At 72.1% G+C, this 15,895-nt stretch carries 10 protein-coding genes; all 10 read left to right on the plus strand.

The window, feature by feature from the left end; all coding sequences use genetic code 11:
- Positions 1-136: 136 nt before the first annotated feature.
- Positions 137-1,012 (plus strand): ABC transporter permease, encoded by an 876-nt coding sequence (locus BF93_RS08235; protein ID WP_038371974.1) that lies wholly within the window; start codon positions 137-139, stop codon positions 1,010-1,012.
- Between the two features lie 2 nt (positions 1,013-1,014).
- Positions 1,015-2,100, plus strand: a complete 1,086-nt coding sequence (locus tag BF93_RS08240; RefSeq protein ID WP_038371975.1) for a taurine ABC transporter substrate-binding protein — start codon at positions 1,015-1,017, stop codon at positions 2,098-2,100.
- The gene (locus tag BF93_RS08245; RefSeq protein ID WP_038371977.1) at positions 2,097-2,888 is read left to right on the plus strand and encodes an ABC transporter ATP-binding protein; all 792 of its coding nucleotides are present in this window, start codon (positions 2,097-2,099) and stop codon (positions 2,886-2,888) included. Before BF93_RS08240 ends, BF93_RS08245 begins: the two co-directional genes overlap by 4 nt.
- 91 nt (positions 2,889-2,979) lie before the next feature.
- Positions 2,980-4,731: an asparagine synthetase B family protein gene (locus BF93_RS08250; protein ID WP_038371978.1), complete on the plus strand. Its 1,752-nt coding sequence runs from the start codon at positions 2,980-2,982 to the stop codon at positions 4,729-4,731.
- A gap of 71 nt (positions 4,732-4,802) precedes the next feature.
- On the plus strand, positions 4,803-6,665 hold the full coding sequence (locus tag BF93_RS08255) for a glycosyltransferase (protein WP_232226272.1): 1,863 nt from the start codon (positions 4,803-4,805) through the stop codon (positions 6,663-6,665).
- Entirely contained in the window at positions 6,665-7,567 is a 903-nt protein-coding gene (locus tag BF93_RS08260) for an ABC transporter permease (RefSeq protein ID WP_051486713.1), read from the plus strand. Before BF93_RS08255 ends, BF93_RS08260 begins: the two co-directional genes overlap by 1 nt.
- Entirely contained in the window at positions 7,551-8,600 is a 1,050-nt protein-coding gene (locus BF93_RS08265) for an ABC transporter ATP-binding protein (RefSeq protein ID WP_038371981.1), read from the plus strand. The genes BF93_RS08260 and BF93_RS08265 overlap by 17 nt, the downstream gene beginning before the upstream one ends.
- 53 nt (positions 8,601-8,653) lie before the next feature.
- Positions 8,654-9,826, plus strand: coding sequence for a non-hydrolyzing UDP-N-acetylglucosamine 2-epimerase (gene wecB / locus BF93_RS08270; RefSeq protein WP_038371983.1), 1,173 nt, complete (start codon positions 8,654-8,656; stop codon positions 9,824-9,826).
- Positions 9,827-9,882: 56 nt separating this feature from the next.
- Positions 9,883-13,968: a heparinase II/III domain-containing protein gene (locus tag BF93_RS18940; RefSeq protein WP_051486714.1), complete on the plus strand. Its 4,086-nt coding sequence runs from the start codon at positions 9,883-9,885 to the stop codon at positions 13,966-13,968.
- Between the two features lie 95 nt (positions 13,969-14,063).
- Positions 14,064-15,881, plus strand: a complete 1,818-nt coding sequence (locus BF93_RS08280) for a heparinase II/III domain-containing protein (protein WP_038371984.1) — start codon at positions 14,064-14,066, stop codon at positions 15,879-15,881.
- Positions 15,882-15,895: the final 14 nt, after the last annotated feature.

The following is a 15,895-nucleotide window of genomic DNA, read 5'->3' on the forward strand; positions in this document are numbered from 1 at the left end:
GGGCGCCGTGGGGGAGTGCGTCCCCGCGCGTCGGGGGAAGAGCGGATGCCAAATGTAACGTACGGGTCACGGCGGGGCGGGGTCTGCGGTAGGGTCCTGGGCGTTTCCTGTCATTGCGCTGGACCGAGGTACCTGCATGAGCACCACTGCGTCTGCCGCCGACGCCTCCGCGGAGGTCGCCACCCGGGCTCGTCGCAGCCGTTCCCGCAGGACGCTGCGCACCCGCGCCCTGCAGGCCGCGGTGCTGCTGCTGGTCATCCTGCTGTGGTGGGCGGTCGCCGCGCTGCGGCTGATCGATCCGCTCTACCTCCCCGGCCCCGGCGCGGTGCTCTCCGCGTTCGTCGACGCCAACCGCTGCCTGGTGGTGGACGAGGCCTCCGGACGCACCGTCTGCGGCGTCCAGAACTACTACCTGTGGGAGCACCTGGTCGCCTCCCTGCAGCGCATCGGTCTGGGCGTCGCCCTGGCCGTGGTGGCCGGTGTCGTGCTGGGCTTCCTCATGAGCATGTGGGAGCCGGTGAACACGGCCCTCGCGCCCTACCTGAACTTCCTGCGGGCGCTGCCGCCGCTGGGCTACATCGGCCTGATCATCGTGTGGGTCGGGATCGGCGACACCTCCAAGTACCTGCTGCTGTTCCTGGCGGCCTTCCCGCCGATCGTCATCGCGACCATCGACGGCGTGCGCGGCGTGCGCGAGGACCAGGTGCTCGCGGCGCGGTCCATGGGCGCCGGCCCCGTCGACGTGGCCCGGTACGTGGTGCTGCCGGCGGCGGCCGCCTCGATCCTCTCCGGCGTGCGCCTGTCCGTCGGCTTCGCCTGGACCACCGTCGTCGCCGCGGAGCTCAACAACGGCATCCCGGGCATCGGCGGGCTCGCCTACATCTCGGGCACCCAGCTGAACACCCCGCTGACCATCGCCTGCATCATCGTGATCGGCCTGGTCGCGGTCGCGCTGGACGGATGCATCCGTCTGGTCGGCGACCGGCTGACCCCCTGGCACGGAAAGGTCTGAGCATGACCTCGCCCCGCACCACCGCACCCCGGCGCCTGGCCGTCGCGGCCGCCTGCCTCGCGATCGCGCTCACCGGCTGCGTGCAGTCCGGCCGCACGAGCCACCCGGACAACTTCTCCGGGGCCGTCGCCTGCCCGGTCGAGCCGGACCCGTCGATCACCACCAGCGCACGGATCGCCTGGCAGGCGATCCCCAACGGCGACCTCGTGGTCAAGGACCTCCAGCTGCTGGAGGCGTGCATGCCCAACGCCGACATCTCCTGGGTCAAGATGAACTCCGGCGGCGACGTCATCCAGGCCTTCGGCTCGAACTCGCTGGACATCGCCCAGGTCGGCTCGAGCCCCGCGGTGAAGGCCGCCTCCCCGCCGCTGGACAAGGACATCCGGGTGCTGTGGATCAGCGACGTGATCGGCCAGGCCGAATCCCTCGTCGTCAAGGATCCGGCGATCGAGGACCTCCAGGGGCTGCGCGGCAAGACCATCGCCGTGCCCTTCGGCTCCACCGCCCACTACTCCCTGCTCACCCTGCTCGAGCAGGAGGGCCTGGTCTCCGACGTGCGGGTCATCAACCTCGCGCCCGATGCCATCCTCGCCGCCTGGCAGCGCGACGAGATCGACGCCGCCTGGATCTGGGAGCCCACCCTCACCCAGCTGCTGGAGGGCGGGCACGTCATCACCTCGAGCGAGGAGTCCGCCACGGCGGGCGCCCCCACCTTCGACCTCGTCGCCGGGACCGATGACTTCATCGGCGCGAACCCCGAGTTCGTGCGGATGTGGACCGCGGCCCAGGCCGAGGGCAGCCGCCTGCTCACCGAGGAGCCCGACCGCGCCGCCGCCTCCATCGCCGTGCAGCTGGGCATCACGCCGGAGGAGGCGGGCGGGCTGCTGGACGGCTACCTCTACCCGAGCGCCGCGGAGCAGGCCGGGCCGGACTACTTCGGCACGGCCGATGCGCCCGGCGCCCTGGGCGGCGCCCTGATCGGGACCGCGGAGTTCCTCGAGGCGCAGGGGGAGATCGACGCGCAGGCCGAGCCCGCCGTCTACCAGCAGATGCCCTATCCCGACGCGATCGAGGAGGTCTCCCGATGAGCGCGACGCCTGCCGCCGCCGAGCCGCTGGTCTCCCTCGAGGGGATCTCCCAGCGCTACATCACCGACGGCGGCGAGGTCGTCCACGCGCTCGCCGAGACCGACCTGGACATCCCCCGCGGGCAGTTCGTCTGCGTCGTCGGCCCCTCGGGCTGCGGGAAGACGACGCTGCTCAAGGTCATCGCCGGCTTCCTCACGCCCACCGGCGGGTCCGCCCGCTGCGCCGGCGAGCCGATCACCGGCCCGGGCGCGGGGCGCGGCGTCGTCTTCCAGCAGCCGAACCTCTACCCGTGGTTCTCGGTGCGCGAGAACGTGGCGCTGGGCATGCGGATCCGCGGCATCTCCAAGAAGGAGCGCGCCGAGCGCGCGCAGGAGCACCTCGAGCTGGTGGGCCTCGGCGACTTCGGCGACAAGCGGCCCTACGAGCTCTCCGGCGGCATGCAGCAGCGGGCGCAGATCGCCCGGGTGCTGGCGAACGACTCCGAGGTCGTGCTCATGGACGAGCCCTTCGGCGCGCTCGACGCGATCACCCGCGCCCGGCTCCAGGCCGATCTGCTCGCCCTGCAGCGGGCCCAGAACCGCACGGTCCTGTTCATCACGCACGACGTCGACGAGGCGGTGTTCCTGGGGGACCGGGTGCTGGTCATGAGCGCCCGGCCCGGACGCATCGTCCTGGACCAGGAGATCACCCTCTCGGCCCACGCCGGGAAGCAGCTGGGCGAGGAGATGCGCCGCATGCCCGAGTTCATCGAGCTGCGCGAGAGGATCGCCGGGGCGATCGAGCACTGAGACCTCCGGACGCGACGGGCCGGCGCCCGTCGGAACCCCGGACCAGCACCATCGAGGATCGTCCCGCAGCGGGACAGGGAGCAGAACGACAGTGAACATCACCTTCGGCGCGGCGGCGATCTCCGCGCGCGGGCGCGACCTCCTGCCGGCCGTGTGGGCATCGGCCCTGAGCATCGGCACGGAGGCCTACGGGCTGGAGGACATGGCCCTCGAGCGCACCGATCGACGGGTGCTGATGAACGCCCGCGCGGTCAGCGGCACCTGGAACGCCCCCACCTGGCTCGAGGACGAGCACGGCCGCCTGTCCCTGTCGCAGCCTCCCGTCTCGGTGACCCAGGAGGTCCCGCGCCGCGAGTGGGAGCGATGGGCGCTGGGCACCCTGCGCGAGGACGCCGGGCGCCGGACCGTGCAGCCCGGCTACTTCGGCATCGCCCTGTGGCACGACGGCGGGTTCGAAGCCTGGAACGACCTGTTCGGCTTCGGCCGCGCGTACTACGTGCGCAACGACGACTTCGTCGCGGTGGGCACCCACATCGGCATGGTCTCGCAATTCGCCTCCGCCCCGCTCGAGACCGATGACTACGGGGCCGATGTCCTCTCCCAGGTCGGCTTCTGGCCGGAGGACCGCTCGCCGATCGCGTCGGTGCGGCGGCTGGGCGCCTCCGAGGTGATCACCGTCGGCCGGCACGACGAGGTCACCATCCGCCGTTACAGCGAGGACGCCGAGCACTTCGGCTACCGCGAGACCGAGCCGGATGTGCAGGCCGTGGCCGAGTCCATGGCGATCCTCACGGCCAACGGCGGCGAGATCGCCGTGCAGGACCCGATCGTCCACCTCTCCGGAGGGCAGGACTCGCGGGTGACCGCCGCGGCGTGGATCGCCGGCGGGAAGTCGGGGCGCCTGCAGACCGTCGGCACCCTGCAGGGCGAGGTCGACATCGCCGAGCAGCTGGTCGCCGCCCTCGAGGCGGAGCGGCCGATGTCCGAGCGCGGCCTCGAGCACACCGTGACCTACCCCAATCCCGGGCGCATCGCGCAGTTCTCCATCGAGGACCGCCTGGCCCAGGGGCTGCTGCAGTGGGACGGCGACTTCGCCCCCGGGAACCTCAAGGCCGCGATCCGCAGGCCCCCGGCGCGCAGCCGCCTGACGATCGGCGGGGCCAACGGCGAGGTGATGCACGGCATCTACTACGCGACCCCGGAGATCCTCGCGCTGGTGCGGAAGCTCGATCACCCCGTGGACCGGGTCGCGAAGGCCTTCGCCGGCCGGGGCAACACCGAGTCCTCGCGGCGCAGCATGCTGGAGTTCCTCGAGCACCAGAAGGAGTTCACCAGCGCTCTCGGCCATCACGACGCGACCGCCCTGAACGTGTTCCAGATGACCTCGAAGTTCCGCCGGTGGATCAACGCCCAGCTCAACTCGACCTCGCTGGTACTGCTGCTGAACCCGGTGTTCGTGCGCGCCTGCCTGGACCTCACGCCGCAGCAGCGGCTGGACAAGGTGATGCAGAAGGCCCTGTCGCGGGCCCTGATCCCCGCGTGGGAGCAGGTGGGCTATTACAAGGCCACGCTCGCCGAGGCGACCAGCACCACCAAGGCCCGGGGGATCCGGACCTGGGACACCTCTCCCGGGTCGATGGAGCGCCTGGTGCACGAGCGCACGCAGTGGCAGCAGTGGTTCACCCCGGAGTTCATGACGAGCATCGAGGAGATGGTCGCGGCAGGGGAGGGCAACTCCGCCCACGAGTCCGCCCTGAACAAGGCCTACGTCCTGGACGCCATCCCCGACCACGTGGTCGGGCTCGAGCGCCGCCGTCGCGCCGCCTGGCGGGGTGTGGCCTGAACGCGCAGCAGCCGCCGGCGCGGCCCGCCGCAGAGTCGGGGAGAGCCGGAGCGCCGGGTATCCTCGGGCGCGTGACGCACCCAGGCCCTGGAGGCACGTTGTCCCGGCCGGCGTGGTCCCGAGCTCGCGGTGTCCTCCGCAATGCCCGTCTGCTCGCGCAGGCCGCCGCCCAGCATTGCGTCGACGACCCTGCCCTGCTCGCGATCCAGGCCGGGCGCCGCCTTCCCTTCGGCCCGCGGATGCTGCTGGGCCGCGCGATCGCGCGGACGGGGCCGGTGCTGCCGGGCCTCGGCGCGCTCGGCTCGGTGATGGCCGGCCGCACCGCAGCCGCCGAGCGCACCCTCGAGCTCGCCCCGGCCCGGCCGGGGGAGCGGCTGCGCGGCGAGGTGGCGATCCTGCTGGACCGCCTGGACCTGCTGCGCACCGACGCCCCCGCCCCGACCCGCGCCCGCGCCGCCTGGTCGCGCGGCGACCTCGACGGCGCCCTCGCGATCCTGCGGGAGGCGGGTCTCGAGGACAGCCGCTACGCCCTCCGCCTGCGCAGCGAGCGCGAGCTGCTCGCCCCGGGGATGCGGGTCCCGCCGCCGGACGGCTCCCGCCGCCCGGAGGCGAGGACCGTCCCGGGACCCGCGGGCGACGAGCTGCGGGTGCTGCATCTGCTGACCAATTCGCTCCCGCACACGCAGTCGGGCTACTCGCTGCGCAGCCACCGCATCCTCACCGCGCTGCGGGACGAGGGCATCGCATCGCTGGCGCTCACGCGCACCGGGTACCCGGTGATGGTCGGGGTGCCGCTGGCCCGCGACGAGGACGTGGTCGACGGGATCCGCTACGCCAGGACCCTGCCCGGCTCCCTCCCGCAGACCCAGACCCAGCGCGTCCAGGCCGAGATCGCGCGGGCCCTCGAGCTGGTCGAGGAGTTCCGCCCCCACGTCCTGCACACCACCACCAACTACCTCAACGCCCTCGTCGCCCGGACCGTCTCGGAGATGACGGGGCTGCCGTGGGTGTTCGAGGTGCGCGGGCTCATGGAGCAGACCTGGGTCGCCTCCCATCGCGGCGACGAGGCCCGGGCCGAGGCCGCCGCCTCCCAGCGGTACCGCATGATCGCCGCCGCCGAGGCCGAGCTGGCCCGTGCCGCGGACGCCGTCGTCACCCTCTCGGGGACCATGGCGGAGCAGCTCGTGGAGCGCGGCGTGGATCCCGCCGCGATCACGCTGGTCCCCAATGCCGTCGACGCGTCGCTGCTGAGCGGCGGGATCGGTCCCGCGCGGGCGCGCGCCCTCGTCGGCCTGGACCAGCTGCCCGGGTTCGGCGCCGATGCGGTGCTGGTCGGCGCCGTGAGCGCCCTGGTGGACTACGAGGGATTCGACGTGCTGCTGCGCGCGGTCGCGGTGCTGGTGGCCGATCACCGGCTGCCGGAGGAGCTGCGGGAGCGCGTGCACGTGGTGCTGGCCGGGGAGGGCGTCTCCCGACCCGGGCTGATCGAGCTCGCCGCGCACCTCGGCATCGCCGACCGCGTGCATCTGCCCGGCCGGGTGCCGCGGGACGAGGCCCGGCGCTGGGTGGAGGCGCTCGACGTGGTCGTGGTGCCGCGGCGGGACGTGGCCGTCGCCCGGGCGGTCACCCCGCAGAAGCCCGTGGAGGCCCTGGCGCTCGGCCGGGACCTGATCGTCTCGGACCTGCCCGCGCTGCGGGAGGTCGTCACCGGTCCCGACGGGCGCCTCGCCGCGCGGCTGGTGCCGCCGGAGGACCCGCAGGCCCTCGCGGAGGCGCTGAGCGCCGCCCTCGCCGGTGCGCGAGATCACGCGCCGGACGCCGCGACGCGCCGGGTCGCGGGGGTGGAGATCGCCGCAGGCCGATCCTGGAGCGGTGCGGTGAGAAGATACCGCGAGGTCTACGAGACGGTCCTGGCCCCGAAGAAGGAGGTGTGATGCCGACGGCGAGCGAGCCCAAGGACGCCCAGCAGATCATCGCGACCCTCGAGTCGCGCGGGCTGCGGGCGGAGAACCTCTCCCCGGTGGGCGTCCGGCCCTCCCTGGACGCCTACGTCGCCCAGCTGTGGGAGCGCCGGCACTTCATCTGGATGGACGCCCGCCACCGTGTGGTCACCCAGAACAGCCGGAACCGGCTGGGCAACATCTGGCTCCTGCTGCGCCCCCTGATGGACGCCGCGTTCTACTTCCTCATCTTCGGCGTGATCCTGAAGACCACCAGAGAAGGCATCGACAACTTCGCGGCCTACCTGATCATCGGCGTGCTCATGTTCCGCGCCACCTCGACCGCGATCACCTCGGCACCGAGCTCCCTCCACAACAGCCGTGCGATGATCCGCGCCTTCTCCTTCCCGCGGGCGGCGATCCCGATCTCCGCGGTGCTGCGCCAGGGGATGCAGATGCTCTGGGCGGTCGGGGCGATGCTGGTCATGATCATGGTGCTGGGCGAGCACGAGCTGCCCAACATCATGTGGCCGATGATCCTCCCCGTCCTCGCGCTGCAGTGGATGATGAACCTCGGGCTGAGCTTCATCTTCGCGCGGCTGGGGTTCCAGATCCCGGACGTCTCGCAGCTCATGAGCTTCGTCTCGCGCGTGCTCATGTACGGCTCCGGGGTCATCTTCCCGATCGAACGGTTCCTCACCCACCCGGTCGCCGCCTCGGTCATCCAGGTCAACCCCGTGTACCAGATGCTGAGGGCCTATCGCGGGATCCTGCAGCACGGCACGATGCCGCCTCCGGACGCCTGGCTGATCCTGGGCGCCTGGTCGCTCGGCCTGCTGGTGGGCGGGTTCGTGTACTTCTGGCGAGGGGAGGCGAGCTATGGCGGAGGCCAGTGACCCGGACCGCACCGAGGCATTCACCCCGATCGAAGAGCACCCCTGGGTCTCCCCGGAGGACTCCCCGGTGACCGTCGTCGCGCACAACGTGCGCATGCGCTACAAGGTCCAGCGCACCGACCGCAAGCCGCGCAAGGGGCTCGCCGGGAAGCTCACCCGCAAGCAGATGGTGTCCGTCGCGGCGCTGCGCGGCGTCTCCTTCGCCGTGCGATCGGGGGAGTTCGTCGGTCTCATCGGCCGCAACGGCTCCGGCAAGTCCACCCTGCTGCGCACCCTGGCCGGTCTCGAGCCGCCGAGCTCCGGCACCGTGCTGACCTCGGCGAAGCCGGTGCTGCTCGGCGTGAGCGCGGCGCTCATCCCCGATCTCACCGGGGCTGAGAACGTGAAGCTCGGGGCGCTGGCGATGGGCCTGACCCCGGCGCAGGCCGATGCCGCCTTCGAGGAGGTCGTCGAGCTGTCCGCTCTGGGCGACGCCATCGATCTCCCGATGCGCACGTACTCCTCCGGCATGGCGGGGCGGCTGAAGTTCGCCATCTCCCTGGCGGCGGACCCGGCGATCCTCATGATCGACGAGGCCCTCGCCACGGGGGACGCCACCTTCGCCGAGCGCTCCAAGAAGGCCATGGACCAGATGCTCGCCAAGGCGGGCACCGTGTTCCTGGTCAACCACGCCGCCCAGACCATCGAGAACATGTGCTCGCGCGCCATCTGGATGGAGCGCGGCCAGGTGGTCCAGGACGGCGACGCCGTCGAGGTCGCCCGCAAGTACCGGTGGTTCGCCCACAACCTCGCCATGGGCGAGGAGGCGAAGGCCGCCGGCCTGCTGCGGGACGCCATCCTCGAGGGCGAGACGCAGCGCCGGGAGGCCAGGCTGTTCGAGCCCGCCTCCGCGGCGGAGACCGATGAGCCCCACGGCCGGCGCCGCGAGGCGCCCGAGCTCGAACCCGATCCCTTCACGCAGGTCTTCAACGCGCGGACGCCGTCCCCGAAGCGGACCTTCCTCAAGACGGTGCTCCCCGACGATCCCGATTGACGGGGCCCGTCCTCCTCCTTCACCCCCTCCCCTCACCGCTCAGGAAAGACTCCATGACTCTTCGCATCATGACCATCTACGGCACCCGGCCCGAGGCGATCAAGGTCGCCCCGATCATCAAGGCGATCGAGGCCGAGCCCGACCTCGAGTCGATCACCGTCGTCACCGGGCAGCACCGCGAGATGCTCGACCAGGTCAACACCATGTTCGGGATCGAGCCGGACCACGACCTCGACATCATGAGCGCCGGCCAGACCCTCAACGGGATCGTGGCCAAGGTCGTCTCGGGCGTCGACGGGATCCTCGAGCAGGAGAAGCCGGACGCCGTGATCGTCCAGGGCGACACCTCGACCGTGATGGGCGCGGCCGTGGCCTCGTTCAACCGGCAGATCCCCGTCATCCACCTCGAGGCCGGGCTGCGCTCGGGCGACATCAACTCGCCCTTCCCCGAGGAGGCGAACCGCAAGCTCACCAGCCAGATCACCACGCTCCACCTCGCCCCGACCTCCACCAGCCGGGCGAACCTCGTCCACGAGGCGATCAGCGAGAACGACATCGTCGTGACCGGCAACAGCGTCATCGACACGCTCCTGTTCGCCACCAGGACCCTCGAGGTCACCTTCGACGACGACCGTCTCGAGGCGCTGAAGAACGCCCGCAGCGCCGGCGAGGCGGGCAAGGTCCTGCTGGTCACCGCGCACCGCCGCGAGAACCTCGGCTCCGCCATGGAGGACATCGGCGGCGCGGTCGCGGACCTCGCCCGGAAGTACCCCGAGCTCACCGTCGTGTTCCCCATCCACAAGAACCCGAAGGTCCGCGAGGCGATCCGCCCGGCCGTGGAGGGGCTCGACAACGTCGTGCTCCTCGAGCCGCTCTCCTACGCGCAGTTCACGCGGGCGCTGAGCCTCGCCGACATCGTCCTGACCGACTCCGGCGGCGTCCAGGAGGAGGCCCCCAGCCTCGGCAAGCCGGTGCTCGTCATGCGCGAGAACACCGAGCGCCCGGAGGCCGTGGTCGCCGGGACCGTCAAGCTCATCGGTACGCACCGTCGCCGCCTGGTCGACGAGGTGTCCCTGCTGCTGGACTCCGAAGAGGCCTACGGCGCGATGGCCAATGCCGTGAACCCCTACGGCGACGGCCGCGCCGCCGAGCGCACCATCGCCGCCATCCGCTGGAAGTTCAGCGGCGGCCCCCGCCCGAAGGACTTCGGCGGCCACACGCAGTGACCGTGCGCCGTCGGCGCCCGTAGTACCGCAGGACAGCAGGAACGAGGCATGAAGCCATGAGACAGAACGTGCGCACGGCGATCCTCGCCGGCGGGGCCGGCTGGGCGCTGGCGGTGATCCTCCTGGCCCTCGCCGCGGCGACCGGGCAGCCCCTGCTCGCCGCGGCAGCGGGCATCCTGGGGATCGTCCTGGTCATCGGGACGTGCATCGTCGCGCACCGGGTGATCGACCAGGCCGTCACCTCGACGTACCGTCTGGCCACCCGGGCGAAGAACCTCGAGGAACGGGAGCGCTCCCTGGCGGATCGCGCGAGCGTCCTCGAGGCGGCGGAGCGCGCCCTCGAGGAGCGCGCCGCGGCGCTCGAGGACGGTGCGGGCGCCCTGGAGCGGCGCGCCGACGGCCTCGAGGGCTCGCTGCGCGAGCACGGGGACCGGCTCGAGGGCATCGATGCCGCGCTCGCGTCCGCGCGCACGGAGCTCGCCCGGACCGGCGGCGTCGTGTCCCGGATCGACGGTGCCGTCGGTGACCTCGCGGAGCGTCACCGCGCCACCGCGACCGGCGTCGCCGGGCTGACGGAGCAGGTCGTGGCGCTCGAGGAGTCCAGCCGCACGCTCAGCGGCGGGGTCCAGAACCTCCGCACTGCCCACGCCCGGGGGAAGGAGCGCCTCGAGAGCGTCCGCAAGGACGTGCGCGTCCTGCGCGAGCGCGTCCCCGCCGGCTTCCTCCAGGAGGTCGAGACCGAGGTGGCGCAGCTGTCGGGCACCTCGCGCGAGATCACGCGGGCGTCCTTCGAATCCGCCCTGATGCTCGGGCGCACGCCGACGGCGGTCATCTCCCCGGAGCTCGCCGCCCGGCTGTTCGACGACTACCTCTCCCACGGCGACTTCCTGCGCACCCGACCTCTGCTGGAGCACTTCGACCTGCTGTCCGGCCAGAGCCTCACGAACCTCCGCGCGATCTACCGCGCGTTCCGGGCCGCCGGCTACTGGGACCTCGCCGCGAGGGTCGTCGCCGAGGTCGCCCGCAAGTCCCGGCGCGAGAACGATGCGCGCGCGGTGGACAAGATCGAGCACGAGATCGAGCTGTTCGCGCACCCGACGACGGTCTCCCCGGACCTTCCCGAGGGCGACCCGCACGATCCGCAGGGGCCGATCCTCCACGTGGTCGGTCGCGTCCTGCCGGACACGCAGACCGGCTACACGCTGCGCACCCAGTACACGGCGCTCGCGCAGGCCCGCAAGGGCCTCCCCGTCGCCATCGTCGGGCAGGCCGGCATCACCGAGCACGAGGTCGAGCAGATCGAGCACTACGTCCACCAGGGCGTGGACTACTACCTGCTCCCCGGGAAGCCGCGCAAGGACCTGCTCCTGGACGAGTGGCTCGCCGAGAACATGGTGCAGCTCGCGCACCTGGTGCAGCAGGTCCGGCCCAGCGTCCTGCACGCCCAGTCCGACTTCTTCAACGCGCTGATCGCGCACGCCGTGGGGGCTCGCTACGGGATCCCCACGGTGTACGAGTCGCGGGGCTTCTGGGAGGAGTCCTGGCTCTCGCGCACCATCACCTCGCAGGGCTGGGGCCAGGAGGCCGAGAGCCTGTTCTCCATGTACGGGCTGCCGGCCGCCTACACGCTGCGCCGGCACGCCGAGGAGGTCGTCCGCGAGCTCGCCGACCACGTGTTCACGCTCGCCGAGGTCATGCGCGACCACATCCTGGAGTCCGCCCGCGGCGCCATCGAGCCCTCGGCGGTCTCGATCGTCCCCAACTCCGTCGAGCCCTCCAGCTTCCCGGTCCAGGAGCCCGACCAGGAGCTCAAGGCGCAGATCGGCCTGCCCCCGGACGCGGTCGTGGTCGGGTACATCTCCTCGATCGTGGAGTACGAGGGCATCGACACCCTGCTGGACGCCTATCACCTCGCCTCCAACGTCTCGGACGCGCCGATGTGCCTGCTGATCGTGGGCGACGGCGACTACCTCCCCACCCTCAAGAAGCATGCCGAGGCCCAGAAGATGCAGGGCGTGCACTTCACCGGGCGCGTGCCCCACGAGGAGGTGCTGCGCTACTACGGCCTCATCGACCTGTTCGTGGTGCCGCGCAAGCCGGCCGCCGTCGCCGATCTCGTCACGCCGCTCAAGCCGTTCGAGGCCTTCTCCACCGGCCGCGCCGTGATCCTCTCGGACGTGGGCGCCCTGCAGGAGATCGCGCGGCAGTCCCAGGCGGTCGAGACGTTCACCGCCGGCAGCGCCGACGACCTCTCGCGCAAGCTGCTGGCCCTGGTCGAGGACCCGGCGCGACGCGCCGACCTGAGCGCCCGCGCCGCGGCGTGGGTGCGCAACCACCGCACCTGGGACAGCAACGTCAGCGAGTACTACCGCGTGTACCGCTCTCTCGGCTACGCCGGGCCGGCCTCCGAGGCGCTCGCCGCGGAGCTCCGGCTGCGCGAGCGGGCCGTGAATGCCGGGGACGTGATCGACGCCCTGCGGGACGTCGAGACCGCGCCGCTGACCGGCTGGTTCTCCCTGGACCGCATGAAGCAGAGCGGCCAGGACATCCTCGAGCACGGATGGGTCTTCGAGGAGTTCGAGCCGATCCGCGTCGCCGAGAGCCCCGACTGGGCCTCGTACGGCCATCGCCATCGGACCTGGGGCTTCAACCTGCACACCTGGAAGTTCCTGGAGCCCCTCCTGCGCGAGCACACCGAGTCGGGGGACCGGCGCTGGCTCGAGGCGTCGCTGGACATCGCCCTCGACTGGCTGGCCACGTACCTCGGCGACGAGCCGCCGGAGGATCCGATGGCCTGGTACGACATGTCGCTCGCGCTGCGTGCCCCGATGCTGCTGAACCTGCTGATCCGCGTGAGCAGGCACGACGATCTGCGTCCGCAGGCCGCGATCCTGGTGGACGGCCTCCTGCGCCACATGGAGGAGCTCCACCGCGACGAGGCCTTCAACCCCAAGAACAACCACGGCTTCTACACCGCCGCGTCCCAGCTCCACCTGGCCCGGTTCGGCGCACCGGTTCCCGGGGCCGCACGGACCGGCGAGGTGGGCATGGACCGCATGCGGATCATGGCCGAACGGCAGTTCGCGGCCGACGGCGTGCACCTGGAGCACTCCCCGGACTACCACCGGATGCTGCTGGGCTCCTTCGAGCGCGCGATCCAGGACGGGCTGATCGAGGACGAGGAGATCCGCGAGCGGATCCGCCGGGCCGCGCACGTGCTCGGATGGATGGTCCAGCCCGACGGGCGGCTCGTCCAGCTCGGCGACACCCCGGCCACCGTTATGACGACCAAGGGCGCCACCTCGCTCGACCCGCAGACGGAGTTCATCCTGTCCGACGGCGCCCGCGGGCAGGCCCCGACCCAGGAGCTCGCCGTCTTCCACGACGGCGGCTACGCCTTCGTGCGCAGCCCCGCCCCGCGCGGGCCCGGCGAGCTCGGGACGTCCGGCTACCTGGCCTTCAGCGCAGCCTTCCACTCCCGCGCCCACAAGCACGCCGATGACCTCAACGTCGTCTGGTACGACCGGGGCGCGGAGATCCTCGTGGACGCCGGGCGCTACGGCTACGGCGACCTGCTGCCCGCCGACTCGCCGCTGCGCAAGCAGGGCTTCTACTACGGCTCCCCGGAGCGCCAGTACGTCGAGGGCACCCGGGCGCACAACACGCTGATGATGGACGGGGCCGACCAGGAGCGCCGCTCCCGGGAGCCCTACGGCAGCGCCATCCTCGACGCGACCCAGGACGGCGAGGTCTTCGACCTCTCCGCGCGCGTCCACCACGCCGACTACATCCATCGCCGCCGCGTCGTCTTCACGCCGGGCCGCGAGCTGCGCGTGCTCGACGCGGTCTTCTCCCAGGCCCCGGAGACCCGCGAGGCCGTGATCTGGTTCAACGTCGCCGGCGACTTCGAGCTCGTCCAGTCCGAGGAGACCCTCGTGCTGGAGCGCCCCTCCGAGGAGGGGCCGCTGCGGCTCGAGATCACCGGCCCCGGCCGCCTGCTCGAACCGGTGCGCGGGGCGACGGATCCGCTGCGCGGATGGCGCTCCCGCCAGGACCGCTCGCTCGAGCCCGTCTGGTCGATCGGCTTCGCCGTCCCCGTCGAGACCCGCGCGGCGGTCAGCACGATCCTCCGCCTCTCCTGACCGCCGCCGCCCCGGCAGCACGTCCCCGTCCCTGCGATCCTCCTCCGCCCGGCGCCCGCCGGGCTCTGCACCGCCGCACCACCAGGAAGTACCCCATGAGCGACAGCCTCCGCTCGGTCCCGTCAGACACCGCCGCCGACACCCCCGGGCCCGAAGGCCCCGCACCGGCCCCCGCTGATCTGGTCGCCCGCTCCCGGGACGCCCTGCGCGAGCGCGGCGTCGACCTCGACCAGGCCCTCACGGCCCTGCGCGAGGCGCCGCTGCCGGACCTCACCGGCTGGTTCACCATCAGCCGCAGCCGGCAGGACCCCCGGGCCGTCCTCGAGACCGGGTGGAGGTTCGCGAAGTTCGAGCCCGTCCCGGTCGCCGCGCTCACGGACTGGTCCCGCTACGGCCGGGAGCACCGCTCCTGGGGGTTCCACCTCCACGCCTTCGAGTTCATGGACCCGCTGCTGCGCGCCGCCGACGAGGAGGACGGCGGCCGCTGGCTGGACGAGGCGGTCCGCATCGCCCTGAGCTGGATCTCCCTGCACCGCGACGCCGACGACGAGGCCGATCCGATGGTCTGGTACGACATGTCGCAGTCGCTGCGCACCCCGCGGCTGATCGCCCTCGCCCTGCGTGCCGCGCGGCGCGAGGACCTCCGGGACCACACCGTGGTCCTGGCCGAGGCCCTCGCCTGGCACCTCGACGAGCTGCACGAGGACCGGGCCTTCAACCCCCGCAACAACCACGGCTTCTACACCGCGGTGTCCCAGGTCCATGCCGCCAAGCACCTGGGCATGCTGCCGGACGCCCCCCGCACGGCCGAGGAGGGCGAGGAGCGCCTGGCCCGCATGGCGCGCTCGCAGTTCGGCCCGGACGGCGTCCACCTCGAGCACTCCCCGGACTACCACCGGATGCTCCTGAACTCCTTCGAGCTGGCCGTGCGCGACGGGCTCATCGAGGACGAGGAGATCCGCGGCCGCATCGAGCGGGCCGCGCAGGTGCTGGGCTGGATGGTCCAGCCCGACGGGACCATGCTGCAGTTCGGGGACTCCCCGGCGACCCCGGTGGTGGCCTCGACCGCGGAGTCGATCGATCCGCAGACCCGTTTCATCCTCACCGACGGCGCGCACGGCGAGCCGGCGACGCAGGAGCTCGCCGTGTACCCCGACGGCGGCTACGCCTTCGTGCGCTCCCCGCAGCCGAGCAGACCGGGCGAGCTGTCCCAGGGCGGGTACCTCGCCTTCAGCGCCGCCTTCCACTCCCGCGCCCACAAGCACGCCGACGACCTCAACGTCGTCTGGTTCGACCGGGGCCGCCAGATCCTCACCGACGCCGGACGCTTCGGCTACGGCGAGCTGCTGGGGCGGGACTCCCCGCTGCGCGAGGAGGGCTACTACTACGCAGCCCCCGAACGCCAGTACGTCGAGAGCACCATGGCCCACAACACCCTCATGCTCGACGGCCGCAACCAGCGCCGTCACGGCCGCCAGCCCTACGGCAGCGGCCTGGGCGAATGCCTCGACAAGGGCGGGCGCTTCGACCTCAGCGGCCGGGTCCGCCACGAGGACTACGTGCACCGCCGGCGCGTGGTCTACATCCCGGGCCGGGAGCTGCGGCTCCTGGACGCCGTCCACTCCGGGGCGGATCACGTCCGCGAGGGGACCGTCTGGCTGAACGTCGACGGCGGCTTCGAGCTGGAGAGCGTGGGGGAGGAGATCGTCCTGATCGCCCCCGGTCCCGGGGAGCCCGTGCGCCTGAGCATCACCGGACCCGGAACGCCGATCGAGCCGGTGCGCGGGCAGCGCGAGCCGATGCGCGGCTGGCGCTCCCGGGTGGACCGCGACCTCGAGCCGACGTGGTCCCTCGGCTTCACCTTCCCGATCGACACCCGCGCCAGCGTCACGACGACGCTGCGTCTGTCCTGATCCCCGCCGTCCGC

This window comes from Brachybacterium phenoliresistens, assembly GCF_000576425.1.
Taxonomy (GTDB): domain Bacteria; phylum Actinomycetota; class Actinomycetes; order Actinomycetales; family Dermabacteraceae; genus Brachybacterium; species Brachybacterium phenoliresistens.